General features: G+C 60.7%; 12 protein-coding genes. 1 reads left to right on the top strand and 11 read right to left on the bottom strand.

What is annotated here, in order from left to right; all coding sequences use genetic code 11:
- Positions 1-117: 117 nt before the first annotated feature.
- Entirely contained in the window at positions 118-1,104 is a 987-nt protein-coding gene (locus V3W40_RS13940) for a diaminopimelate epimerase (RefSeq protein ID WP_330215172.1), read from the bottom strand.
- 346 nt (positions 1,105-1,450) lie between these two features.
- Between V3W40_RS13940 and V3W40_RS13935 the strand changes: the two genes are divergently transcribed.
- Positions 1,451-2,602, top strand: coding sequence for an MFS transporter (locus tag V3W40_RS13935; protein WP_027603128.1), 1,152 nt, complete (start codon positions 1,451-1,453; stop codon positions 2,600-2,602).
- Positions 2,603-2,612: 10 nt separating this feature from the next.
- Here the strand turns inward: V3W40_RS13935 and V3W40_RS13930 are convergent, their stop codons facing one another.
- The 10 genes from V3W40_RS13930 to V3W40_RS13885 all read right to left on the bottom strand — a co-directional run bounded on the left by V3W40_RS13930 (position 2,613) and on the right by V3W40_RS13885 (position 12,787).
- Positions 2,613-3,533, bottom strand: coding sequence for a type III secretion protein (locus V3W40_RS13930; RefSeq protein ID WP_330215171.1), 921 nt, complete (start codon positions 3,531-3,533; stop codon positions 2,613-2,615).
- Between the two features lie 186 nt (positions 3,534-3,719).
- On the bottom strand, positions 3,720-3,929 hold the full coding sequence (locus V3W40_RS13925; protein WP_330215170.1) for a type III secretion effector protein: 210 nt from the start codon (positions 3,927-3,929) through the stop codon (positions 3,720-3,722).
- 238 nt (positions 3,930-4,167) lie between these two features.
- A complete protein-coding gene (locus V3W40_RS13920; RefSeq protein WP_330215169.1) occupies positions 4,168-5,157 on the bottom strand; it encodes a type III secretion effector protein in 990 nt (329 codons plus the stop codon).
- Between the two features lie 198 nt (positions 5,158-5,355).
- On the bottom strand, positions 5,356-7,761 hold the full coding sequence (locus V3W40_RS13915) for a TonB-dependent siderophore receptor (RefSeq protein WP_330215168.1): 2,406 nt from the start codon (positions 7,759-7,761) through the stop codon (positions 5,356-5,358).
- Between the two features lie 97 nt (positions 7,762-7,858).
- Positions 7,859-8,812 carry a FecR family protein gene (locus tag V3W40_RS13910; RefSeq protein ID WP_065947062.1) on the bottom strand — a complete coding sequence of 318 codons (954 nt, stop codon included), beginning with the start codon at positions 8,810-8,812 and terminating at the stop codon, positions 7,859-7,861.
- 29 nt (positions 8,813-8,841) lie between these two features.
- Positions 8,842-9,342 (bottom strand): sigma-70 family RNA polymerase sigma factor, encoded by a 501-nt coding sequence (locus V3W40_RS13905; protein WP_065926921.1) that lies wholly within the window; start codon positions 9,340-9,342, stop codon positions 8,842-8,844.
- 91 nt (positions 9,343-9,433) lie between these two features.
- Positions 9,434-10,069, bottom strand: a complete 636-nt coding sequence (locus tag V3W40_RS13900; RefSeq protein ID WP_330215167.1) for a CGNR zinc finger domain-containing protein — start codon at positions 10,067-10,069, stop codon at positions 9,434-9,436.
- 96 nt (positions 10,070-10,165) lie between these two features.
- Positions 10,166-10,780 carry an adenylyl-sulfate kinase gene (gene cysC / locus V3W40_RS13895; protein ID WP_065947061.1) on the bottom strand — a complete coding sequence of 205 codons (615 nt, stop codon included), beginning with the start codon at positions 10,778-10,780 and terminating at the stop codon, positions 10,166-10,168.
- Positions 10,777-12,006: an MFS transporter gene (locus V3W40_RS13890; RefSeq protein ID WP_065926918.1), complete on the bottom strand. Its 1,230-nt coding sequence runs from the start codon at positions 12,004-12,006 to the stop codon at positions 10,777-10,779. Before V3W40_RS13890 ends, cysC begins: the two co-directional genes overlap by 4 nt.
- A 10-nt stretch (positions 12,007-12,016) precedes the next feature.
- Positions 12,017-12,787 (bottom strand): class I SAM-dependent methyltransferase, encoded by a 771-nt coding sequence (locus V3W40_RS13885; RefSeq protein ID WP_330215166.1) that lies wholly within the window; start codon positions 12,785-12,787, stop codon positions 12,017-12,019.

Below are 12,787 nucleotides of genomic sequence, written 5' to 3'. Positions count from 1 at the left end.
CAAGCCAATGAGCCACTTCTCAAACATAAGAAATGCCCTACACCAACTTTTATCTGATCAATTAATTAATAGCGAAACAGCTGACACCCACTCAGGGCGTCAACTGCTCAAAAGACTTCATGTCCGAGGCCGTGCAGTCCCGAACAGACTGACGCTCAGCAGCGTATCGACCTGGGTGTGCAAACGTACCGGCGCAGTGCCACCCGGCATCACCACCGCGACTTCACCTCCCTCAACCCAACCCGCTCGCCACGCCGCACAGGCCACGGCACTGGCGCTGGTGCCGGAGGACGCCGTGGGGCCCTCTCCCCGCTCGAACACCCGGGCAACCACCCGGTTGCCGGATTGCCTGGCGACCCATTGCAAATTGACTCCGGCCAAGCATGGCTCGCCGCTTCCTGCCGGGGGGGCGAAGGCAATCGCCTGCAACGGTTCGAACAGCGCTGGCTGTTGCATCTGCAGATTGTCCGGCAAGGCTGACATGTGTTCGACCAGGGTCACACAATGAGGATTGCCCACACGCACAAACTGACTGTGCGCCCACTGTGGGTTGATTGCCGCCAACGCCTTCACATGGCTCAGTTCAATGTCGCCTTGGAACACCTGCTCAACCCCCTGAGCACCCACGGCCGACGGCCCGAACCCGGGCAACCCCAATGCCAGCCAGAATCCAGAGCGGTGCTCATAGACGGCAGGTTCGACCCGAGTCACCAACGGCGACACCCCGTCAGGCTGGTCATGATGCACGCGCAAATCACAGGCCTCGGTCATCAAGCCCTGGTCAGTAAGCGCCTGGGCAAAAATCGTCACCCCATTGCCACTGCGCTCGGCCAGGGAGCCGTCGGTGTTCACGATCAACAGGTCAAACGGCGGCTCGGCCTGGAACGGGCCCACCAGCAAGCCATCGCAGCGGTGGGCCTTGGCATTGGCCGGGCGCGGCGTCGAGCCCCACTCGCATTCAGACCTTATGGCCGATGCAGCCCAAGCCTCGCGAGTCCTCGCGGCCTGCGCCGCGCTGTCGGGCACCTCGATACCCCGCTGTCGTAGGAACGCCGGGCTGGCGACCCCGTAAATGTTGCCACGTGCGTCATAGAACTGGGTCATGGCGCCACTTGCCTTGCAATCTTCATCGGTGCGTCCGCTCGGTTGCCTACAGGGTTGGACCAGCAGCGTATTACACAATGCAGGGTGTGTGGGAGGCGGCCTGGAAGGTGGTAATCCACCGTGAAAACCCGGGGGTTCACCAGCTCCCACAGGGATTACACACCTTCCAGAACGCCTTCCGCAAAGACACTCCGTGTGTGGTTGCCAACGCCCATGGCGTTCCAGAATTGCAAAAAAACTCATCGCCGCTGATCTCGGGGGGGAACCCGGCTCGCCCCCCAAGGCCTGATGTGCAAGGATGTCGCGCCGGACATCGTTCGCTGAACGCAAAACCAAGGATTTTTTCATGACTGCCATCCCCACCTCAGCACCCGTGGTTCCCGGGCGGCTGGAACAAATGTCGACCCGTATCGCATTTTTCATCGCCGGCTTCGGCATTGCTGCCTGGGCGCCGTTGGTGCCATACGCCAAAGCGCGCGCCGAACTGAGTGAAGGCACTCTGGGCCTGCTGCTGTTGTGCCTGGGGGTGGGGTCTATCATCGCCATGCCGGCCGCCGGTGCGCTGGCGTCTCGTTATGGCTGCCGACGCGTGCTGAGCGCCGGCACGATCATGATCTGCCTGGCCTTGCCCATGCTGGCCACGGTCAGCTCGATTCCGTTACTCATCGCCGGATTGTTCCTGTTTGGCGCGGGCCTTGGCACGGTGGACTCCACGGTGAACCTGCAAGCGGTGATTGTTGAGCGTGCCAGTGGCAAAACCATGATGTCGGGCTTCCACGGCTTGTTCAGCCTGGGAGGGATCGTCGGCGCGGCCGGGGTTGCCGGGCTGCTGGGGTTGGGTCTGTCACCTCTGCAGGCGACCCTGGTGGTGATCGTCATCATGGCACTGGCGCTGCTCAAGGCCGGGCCCCATTTGTTGCCCTATGGCAGTGAAAGTTCGGGTCCGGCATTTGCGATCCCCCACGGCGTAGTACTGTTCATCGGCTGTCTGTGCTTTATCGTGTTTTTGGCAGAAGGCGCCGTACTGGATTGGAGCGCCGTGTTCCTCAGTGCCGAACGCGGTCTGGACGAAGCTTACGCCGGCCTGGGTTACGCAGCCTTCGCCCTGACCATGACTGCCGGGCGCCTGACCGGCGATGCCATCGTGCGGCGCCTGGGCGCGACCCGTGTGATTGTGATCGGTGGTGCACTGGCCACTGCTGGCATGTTGCTGGCAACGTTATTGCCAGCCTGGGAAACCGCATTGCTGGGGTATGCGCTGGTAGGTGCCGGTTGTTCGAATATCGTACCGGTGCTGTACACCGCCGTCGGCAAGCAAACGGTGATGCCGGAACATATTGCCGTGCCTGCCATCACGACCTTGGGGTATGCCGGGATTCTTGCCGGCCCCGCAGTGATTGGCTTCATTGCCCATGGCAGCAGCCTGAGCAGTGCCTTTGTGCTGATCGCAGTGCTACTCGCCGGTGTGTCCCTGAGCGGCAAGGTCCTCAAGGTATGAACCCCGCACATCAGCGCGCTTTGCGGGCCTTGTCCTGTTCCAGCCAACGCTCGAGGCTTTTGTTACTGAGCCAGCCGTCTTTTTGCGGCAGACCAAACAATCGTGTGCCGTTCGCACGTATCAGCGAAGGCAGCAGACCAGGCCGCTCAAGAATGTTCTTCGTCGTGTAGACACAGAGCTCGCTGTACCTGGGCCGGGGCATGCCGGAGGAAGGATCCAGCACAGGCGCACCCTCTTGATCAACGGCATGCGGGTCCTGCATGACGGCCTTGAGCATGGCGATTTCAACGTACTGGTGTTGTTCAAAGAAAAACGTCCGATCCTGCGATTTATCCCTCAATTGTTCGAACTGGCCCTGCAGGGCCAGCACCACCTGGGTATTGCCCTGGGCATGGAACGGGTCCTGGCTGAACACACTTGGCGAGCTGTTCCCCTGTAGCGTTTGGGCTGCCGCCCTGAGACTGTCCCGGGTGATATCGCCGTCGCAACTCAAAATTGCATCGCTCAACCGCGGGCGCTTGAGAATCTCGCTGACCACTTGAATCGCCCGGTCCAACTCCTCGCTTTTCCCCATACGTTCGTCTGCAACACGCTGCAATGACGAGCAGGTCAAACGCCCGTCGTTCAGGAAGGGGTACAGCCTGCCAAAATCTTTTTCCAGGGCCAACGCCAGTTGGCTGTCGGTGGATGTTACGCCGGGCTGGGCGAGGTTCGCGCGCGTAGCAGCGGGCAGGTTCTGCAGCGCTCGCTGTCGCAGCACCGACATTGTCCCGCGCAGCACCAGAGGCACCCGCGACACGCCGTCGAGGCGCGCAGGAACAGCCCCCTGCCAGGTTTCAGAGGGCGTGAGCGGCGCTGGCACTGTAGACCGTAAAGCCGGCTCGTCCAGTGCCAAGGGCAGACCATGAGGGGGTACACCCTCGATCGTCATGGGTTTTCTCCAACGCGTTTCCGATACATACCTGCCCGGTGATCACCACCCCCAGACGGAATCAGCGAATGGATTCCACCGGCAAGCACCCCATGTGTGGTTGGACAAACACAACAGTTCCGGACAACCGATGAATACCAATGACAGCATGTAAACAACGACCAGAAGGTACGGTGATTCCCACCCTTACCGACGCAACCAGGTCGTCAGGCTATTGATCAGCCTGGAGTGCTTGGGGGGCTTGGCGTCGTCACTCGCCATCTGCCCGGTCGCGAGCATGCCCCGGGAAAAGTCTTCCTCGACCGGCGCCTGGAATTGGCACTGACCGGCGAAAGCCCTCATGCGCCTGGCTTCGACAGCATGCACATCGGCCAGGGCCGGGGGCTCTTGCGCCACGATGGCACCCGTGGGCACAGTCGGATCGCCATCATCCGTATTGCGAAAGAGCTCATGACAGCTGGGCTGGGGCGGGTGAAACGAGCTTGACGTCATTTGCTAGCTCTCCACACGGAATCTGAAAGCCGACCGGTTTGATCAAGGCCGGTGCCTATGAACGACTTGGTCAGTCGGCGTAAACAGTTCCTGACAAAATTGAGCCAGGCACCGTCATTCAGCGGCGGCGCCTGGCGGACGGTCAGCGGGAAAGCAGGTAAAGCGCTTGCCAGCTGATCCGGCCGTCATTATCACGACCGGCGAGATTGTCCATTTTCCTCAACACGTCACTGCGCTTGAGTATCTCCTGGGACAGCTGGATCAGATGATCCATGGGCGAATCGCCTGTCTGCTCCTGGGCCGCCAGGCTCCTCAGGTGGTTGAAGCTCAGCTCCCGGTCCCAGGGATTACGTTTCAACTCGTCGAAATGCTCAAGCATTTCACCGGCCATTTCCTTGTCGGTCTTGTACTTGAAGTAGTTTTCCCCCTTGACCACGATGTTCACATTTTGCCGGTCGATCAGGCCATCCAATGCACCGGTGGAGGAGTGCCGGTCCAGGGCGCTCATCAGTTCCGGACGTCGCAGCAACTCGTTGGCCAGGCGAATGTTCGCGTTCGTGACCGGATTGGGAGACCAGGTTTTTTTCGCCATCCCATAGATACTGTCAACGCTGACATACCCAGGGTTGCTGCGGTCCCTGAAGGCATTGAAATTGTCACGTAACTGTTGCGCCAACTCGTCATTGCTTTTCAGCGAGTACGTCGGATCAGGCCAGCCCGGCGCGGGCGGATACGGCTTACCCACGGTAGGATCGGGGCGTGGCGGCGGATTGCTGCAGCCAGGATTCGGCCTCGGCGGCGGATTGCAGTAGCCAGGACCTGGTTGTGGGCGATGCCAGGCAAACCAAGGGCTCACCCAGTGTCTGACCGTATCCATCAGGCCCTGCCTGGCCGGCTCGCTGGAGTGACGCATCACGTTGTCAGCAGCACTCTGACGGGGGGCCTGCGAAGAGGGCGCGCCGAACACGGGCCCCCTCTGGTTTTCCCGAGGCAGGAAGCTGACGTTTGCAGCCGCTTGGCCGTTGGGGGCAGTTGCTGGCCGAGGGGCTTTGACCTCAGGCCTGGAAGTGGCCTGCAAAAGGTCAGAGGTTGATGAGGTAGAGGCCTGTGTATCGGACACCAATACCGACATAGTTTTCTCCATTACAGTGGGCGCGATCTTAAGCTTGCCGCTCCAACGCAACGTCGAAGCCCTTTAGCTTTCCCATGTGTGGCACTTCTGTCGGAAACGGTTCCTGAACCAGCCGCAATATGCACTGCGAGGATGTAAGAAACAGGACAAACGATCGCAGCCTCTTGCAAGACTGCGACTTTTCCAAACCGATAAAGGTCAGAACCCGACGCTGGCCTGTACAAAAAACGTACGCGGCTCGCCCAGGTACAGCCCGGCATTGTTGTCGCTGGAGCGGGTGTAGTGCTGCTGGTCAAAGACGTTTTTCACCCCCACCCCCAGCTTCAGGTTCGACAGTTGTTCGCCAAAGTCGTAGCCACTGCGCACGTTGACCGAGACATAGCCCGGGATATCACCGTACTGCCCATCGGCGCTGCCCTGGGTAATGTAGGTGCTGGTGGTACCCGGTGCACGCTGTCCGGACTGGGCGTACACATCCAGGTTGTGGGTCCAGTGGTTGACGTCGTAGCGCAGGCCCAGGGTTGCCACTTCCCGGGAATACAGTGGCAGGTCGCGCCCTTTGAACGGTACGTCACCTTCGGCGGTAGCCTTGGTGTAGGTGAAGCCGGCGTTGGCGGTCAGGCCGTCCAGGCGAGGGTCCAGGTTCGACAAGTCATAGTGGGCCGACGCTTCGATGCCGGTGTGCTTGGTGGCGCCAAGGTTGGTCCAGCCCACGGCATTGCTGACGTATTGCAGCTCATCCGAGAAGTCGATGTAGAAATACGTGAGTTCCCCGCCCCACACACTGTCGCTGTAGCGCGTACCGACCTCATAGGTCTTGGCTTTTTCCGGGTTCAGGCCGCTGGCGGTCTGGTCGCCGCTGCCGCCTTGTCCGAGTTGGAAGTACTGCAGGCTGCCGAAGGAGGTTTCGTAGTTGGCGAACAATTTCCACGCATCGGAAAGGTGGTACATCACGCTCAGGGCCGGCAGCGGTTCCTGGCTATGGACCTCGCGGCGTTTTTCCTGGGTGCGGGGCCCCGTAAGGGGGATGACCGGACGGTCGTGCCATTCGGTGCGGATGTCTTCAAAACGGATGCCCGGGGTGACGGTCCACTTGCCGATATCGATCTTGTTGTCCACATAGAAGGCGTTGGCCTCGGTGCCACCGGTGCGATCCTGGTAGACGTGACCATCGCTGCGGCCACCCGGCGTCGGCACGTTGTTGATCAGGTTCAGACTGGTGGCCTGCTCATGCATGCCTTCCTTGAGGTAGCGGTAACCGACGCTGACTTCCTGGGTGCTGGGGCCCACGTCGAATACATGGGACACCCGCGGCTCGATGCCGAAGGTGTAGTAGGTGCGCGGGTAGGACCCGAGGGTCGCGAGGTCGCGGTTAGCGATGTTACTGCCGCGGAAACTGTCGGAATAATAAGTCAGCACTTCGGCCTGGGTCCGGTCGTCGATTTGCCGGATGTACTTGAAGGACACGTCCTTGCGGCGCCCGCTGAAATTGTCCCAATCGCGCACCGACTGGTACGGGTTGGCATCGAACTGTTTCTGGGTCAGCCCGCCGGGCATGTCGGCGCTGGCATCGTAGTAATGGAAGTTCAGCGAGAAGTCGTCCTGGTCGGTCGGCGCCCAGTGGGTCTTGAAGATCACGTCGTCGATGTCGTTGCCGTTGTTGCTGTTGCGGTAACCGTTGCCATTCACTCCGGAGTACAACAGCGCAGCGCCGATGCCGTTTTCGGCAGTGCCGCCGATAAAAGCGCTCTCGATGTGCTTCCAGCCACCATGGGCGGAAGTTTGCAGGGTGGTGCCGACTTCACCGGAGAATTTCTCGGGGATCGCGCGGGTCACGAAGTTGATCACGCCACCGACGTTCTGTGGCCCATAACGCACGGAACCGGCGCCGCGTACCACGTCGATGCTGTCCAGGTTGCCGGCGGAAATCGGCGCCATCGACAGTTGTGGCTGGCCATAGGGCGCGAATGCCGCCGGCACCCCGTCGATCAGCACGGTGGAGCGTGGCGACAGACGTGATGTCAGCCCGCGTACGCCGACATTGAGGGAAATATCGCTGCCACCTGTGCCGTTGGATTCCTGCACCTGGACCCCAGGCATACGACGCAGCACATCACCGACATTCATCGCGCCCTGCTCCACCATGGCTTCGCGGCGAATCACCGTACGCGCGCCCGGGTGGTTCTGCACCACTTCGGCATTGGCATCCCCAAGCCAGTCGCCGACCACCCTGATGTCGGTGGCACCCAGTTCCAGGGGCGAACCGGCGTCACCGGCGCCGCTGCCGAGCGGGCGCAGGGTCACGGAACCGGCGTCGATCTGATAGTCCAGGCCACTGCCTTGCAGCAATTGGCGCAGGGCCTGTTCCGCCGACAGGTTGCCATCTACTGCGGGGGCCTGCTTGCCGGCGACCAGGTCGGGGCTGAAAAACACTTGCAGGGACGTCTGCTGCCCCAGTTGGCTCAGCGCGCTCCCCAGGGGTTGGGCCTGGATATGGATAGCGTCGCCAGCATAGGCCGCCGGCACTGCGGCACTGACAGCAAGCGCAAGGGCAAGCGGCGCCCAGCGGGAGATTTTATTGTTGTGAACGGCACATTTTTTCACGTCGACCCCAGTCCTGTAATCGCAAGAGTATGCGGCTGTTAATGCAAACCAGTTGCAGCTGCAGGAGAAGACGAAGAACTCGGAAAAAACCTGAATCTCAGCGTGAAATAATTTCCTGGCTGCCATCCGGCAGGGTCCTCAGGGCCACGGGCAGGATATGGGGCAAGGCCTTGAGCAAGGCATCGGTGTCATTGGCCTTGAACACACTGGTCAGTCGCAGGTTGCCAACGGCGGGTGTGCTGACGCGCAACGGGCGCTCGCGATAACGCGACACCTCACGGGCGACTTCACCCAGGGATGCGTTGTTGAACACCAGTTTGCCGCTGCGCCAGGCCGTCAGTTCCTCGGCATTCACTGCGTAGGACGCTGCCACCAAGCCTTGGTCATTGATATGGGTTCCCAGCCCCGCCGTCAGCGTCACCCCCTCGTTCGGTGAGCGCCCTTGCACCTTCACCGTACCGGCCTCGACCACCACACGGGTCTGGTCATCATCGCGACGCACATCAAAGCGCGTGCCGGTGACCGTCACCTGCCCTGCACCGGCGGCGACCACAAAGGGACGGCTGCTGTCATGCTCGACATTGAACATGGCCTCGCCCTGCTTGAGTTCAATACTGCGGCGGCCTTTTTCGTAGTGCACCGAGACAACACTGCGGCTGTTCAAATCCATCATCGAGCCGTCGGGCAATGCCACCTGGCGATGCTCACCCAGGCGCGTGCTGAAATCGGCCCGGTAGGGCTTCGGATGATCAAGGCCGCTGAACAAGCCGAGCCCCAAGGCCACGGCGACCACACTGGCGGCGACGGCGTAACGCAACACGCCACGACGTTTTGGACGCTCGGCCGGCGCCTCGCCCAACGCCTGCAAGCGGGCCTTGGGCACCAGGTCGGCGGCGCCCCACAGGCCTTGCAGCACATCGAATTCATATTGGTGCTCGGGCTTTTCATTGCGCCACACATCGAAACGCTCGCGCTCGGTGGCGTCCAACCCAGCGTCTTGCAGGCGTACAAACCATTGCGCGGCTTCGTCGCGGGCACGGTTATCCATCATGGAAGGTCCTGTTTCAGAGCGAGCGTGTGTCATGGGGCCATCGCATCCAGGCGGTCACGCAAATGCCGCAGGGTGCGGATCATATACTTTTCCACCATGTTCTTGGACAAGCCCAGGCGCTCGGCGATCTCCTGCTGGGTCAGGCCCTCGATCTTCTGCCAGATAAAGATCCTGCGGCAGTTGAGCGGCAACTCGGCCAATGCCCGCTCGATGGAGTCCGCGAGCTGGATCGCGTGCATGAAATGCTCCGGGTCACCGCCGTGGGGCTGGCTCTGATCAAAGGCTTCCAACGCCATGGCTTCCCGCCGGTCTTCGCGTCGGTAGGCGTCCACGGCGATATTTCGCGCAGTTTGATGCAGATAAGCGCGCGGTTGCTCTACCTGGGAGGCGGTTGTCTCCAGCACTCTCACAAAGGTGTCGTGGGCCAGGTCCTCGGCCTGCTGACGGTTTCTCAGGCGGCGTGTCCAGGTGCCGATCAACTCTTCGTAGTGCTCGAAAAAGCCTGTTCTGCGGGGCGGCTGAGGGATCATCGCGGGAGCACTGGGGAGGCGGGGCGTGAATAGTAATGCTTCCTATTAAGTGGAGCAATTGCTACCCGTCGACCGCGCCACTGCCTGGAAACTAAAGCGCCTGTTTAAGGCGACTCAATTTCTCCCGGCTGCCGCACACGCTCATCTGGCACCATTTGCGCAGTTTGTTCTTGGAGATATCCAGGAATAGCCAATCACAGTCGGTGGCCGTGCAGCACTTCAGCACGCGAAGATCACCGGACACCAGCAACTGCGTGGCCTCGATCGCCAGGCGCCCGATCAACATTGCACTCAGTTCCTGAGCAGAGGTGCAGGTTTTCCACGCCCAGGCCGGTGTCCCATCAACCATGCGCAGCACCCGCCAGGCGGTGCCTTGCTGGAAATTCAGGTTGATCTGCTGCAAGGCGTCATCGGCCGCAGCCTGGCGCAAGGACAACGGGTAAAACACGGCATACAGGCATTCGCGGAACGCAATGATGGCGTCCAGATCCGGCTGGTAGGAAATAGGCGACTCAAACACCATGGCCTTGTATTCAGCGAACTCCTGGGCGGAGATCAACGAGGCGTGCAGCGCCCATTCAAAGAAAAACTGAAAACTGGTAAGCCGCTCTTCCATGACTTTGAGCGGCGACCCAGGGCGGCGGCCGTTGGTGGTATTGATGAAGTCCAACACCTGGGCCCCGCCGATCAGGCGGATGGATTTTGCAGTGCCGGTGAAATGCGTCATGCCTGCTCCTGAAAAAACGCGGTATGCCTGCGATGGCGCAGATTACCTTGTTTTCCTAAGGTGCAGGCACCGCCACCGCGGCGCAAAGACCAGCGGCTATGTGCGCTCGTCGTTGCGGGCCATCCAATCGAGAATAGTCGCGACAGACTGTTCGACAGACAGCGCCTGGGTGTCCACGTGCACTTCCGGAAAGATCGGCACGTCGTAGTCCGAATCAATCCCGGTGAAGTGTTGGATCAACCCCAGGCGGGCTTTTTTGTACAAGCCCTTAGGGTCACGTTGCTCCGCCGTTTCCAGCGGCGCATCCACATGCACCTCGACAAAATGCTCATTGCCGACAATGGCGCGCGCGTAATGCCGGCTGGCCGCCGACGGTGAGATCAGCGCCACGATCACCACCAGCCCTGCGTCCAGCATCAAGCGCGCCACTTCGGCGACCCGCCGGATATTTTCATCGCGGTCGCTGTCGGTAAAACCCAGGTCGCGGCACAGGCCGCCGCGCACCGAGTCGCCGTCAATGATGCAGGTCAAGCGCCCCTGTGCCTGCAAGGCCCTGTCCAGCGCATCGGCAATCGTCGACTTGCCGGCCGCCGAGATGCCCGTCATCCAGATGACCAAGGGCTTTTGCCCCATACGCGAGCGTTCCGCGACGAGATGGCTGAACGCAAACGCATGCAGATTCCGTTCTGGACGTTCCGCAAAATGACTCATGGCCGCTCACCCTCCGTCACCGCCACAGGCGGTTTACCCAACAGGAATACCATCACGCATTGCACGAACAGCAACAGCGCAACCACCCAGTAGACGGTCGCGAACGAGCCGGTCAGGTCCTTGGAAAAACCGCCCAGGAAGTTACCGCACACACCCCCCAGGCCGATTAGCACATTGGCAATGCCGAATGCCTGGGTCAGTCGGCTGACCGGCACGATTTGCCCGATGTAGCTGGGGACAAGCCCGAAGATGGGGTAGAACGCCAGGGCAAACAAAAATGCCGCCAGGTAGAACAGCGGGAGGCTGTTGAAACTGAACACCAGGGTGGCGGCCAGCCCCGCACTCAAGAAGCACATGGCCAGCGACGCCCTGACGCCCACCTTGTCGGCGATCCACCCCACCAGAAAGCCCGAGGCCATGCCCACCGCGCCAATGGTGGTCCAGACAAACCCGGCGTCCTGTACCGACACCCCCAACTCGTCCCGCAGGAACGGAGCCAGGTAAGTCTGGAACGGCAACAGCGCCATCCCATTCAAAAACGCAATGGCCCAGGTCAGGTACAGCGAGCGACTCAACCAAGGTGCATGACTCTCGAACGCCGTCGAACGCGGCCCGGAAAAACCGGCGTCCTTGTCCGCCACCAGGTTGCGCAGCAGAAACCAGGCCACCACGCACAGGGCCACCGAGATCAGGCCCGCGGTGAGCCAGATCGAGCGCCAGCCACCCTGCAGGGTAAGGAACGACACCAGCAAGCCATTGATGAACACGCCGTAGCTGGTGCCGCTGGAAATCAGCCCCATGACCCGCGAGCGATTACCCGGGCTGAAACCCTTGGTGACAATCTCCGCCAACGGGATGTACACCGAGGCCGAGCAGCCGCCGAGCAAAATCAACAGCGCCCCGGACAGCCAGATACTGTTGCTGACACTCAGCCCCAACAGCGCCAGGGAGGTCATCAGCGTCGACACCAGGCTGATCTTCCAGCCTTCGAAAAAACGACTGATGTAACTGGTGACCGATGAAAACAGCAGGAAGCCGATCTGCGCACCGCCGGTGATCAGGCCCACCGTGGTGTAGTCGAAACCGATGTCGCGGCGCATGTCCACCACCAGGTTGGCGAACAGGTAGACGCCAAACCCGTAGGTACTGGCCACGAACCCGGTCAACACCACCGCCAGCACGACGCTGTCCAACGGGCGCGCGCTACTCTGTACCAGTGTGCTCATCAGGTGCTCCTTAAACGGCGCGTGCCGTGTGGATGACAAAATCACAATTCATCATGTCGTAGTCACGCTGGAAATCCCCGTAACTCTCATGGGCGCAAAATCCGGACTTGAGCACCTCCCCCTTCAACTCGCCCGGCAACAGCGGATAGACCTGCAACCGATACTGCTCGGCGTTATCGAACGAGTAGATGAACTCACACACGTGTTCATCCACCTGCCCCAGGCCGACGGATGCCTGCGTGCCGCAGTAATAGTAATGACCGCTGGATTTGAACTTGCCTGCGCGAATGGCAAAGAAGTTACGTTGATCCACAATCAGCAAGCCGCCCGGATTGAGCAATGCCCTGAATCTCTCCAGCACCTCCAGCCGTTCATGGGCTGCAAACACATGGCACAGCGAACTGCCCAGGCACACCACAGCATCGAAGCGCCCCAGTTCGGCGGGATCGAGGGCCTGCCAATCCCGGTAGTGCGATTCGATCGCCAACCCGCGTTGCCGAAAATTCTCCCGGGCCTTGGTCAACATCGTGCTGCTGCCGTCCGTGGCGACGACATCGAACCCCGCCTGCTTAAGCTGGACCGCATGAAAACCACTGCCCGTGGAGACGTCGATCACCGACTTCACGCCGTGCTGCTTCAGCAGGTTTTCAAAGAACCCGTTCTCCCCCGACTTTCTTTTGTCCCAATCGATCAAGTCATCCCAGCGTTCGACGAATTTTTTCGAGTATTGCGTGGCGTAACTGGCGACTTCGCTGTGCTTGTGCCGCGACATTTGATTCAT

Origin of the sequence: Pseudomonas sp. AM8 (genome assembly GCF_036346475.1) — a bacterium.
GTDB classification, from domain to species: Bacteria; Pseudomonadota; Gammaproteobacteria; order Pseudomonadales; family Pseudomonadaceae; genus Aquipseudomonas; species Aquipseudomonas marginalis.
This window is presented reverse-complemented; position numbering and strand designations above follow the sequence as displayed.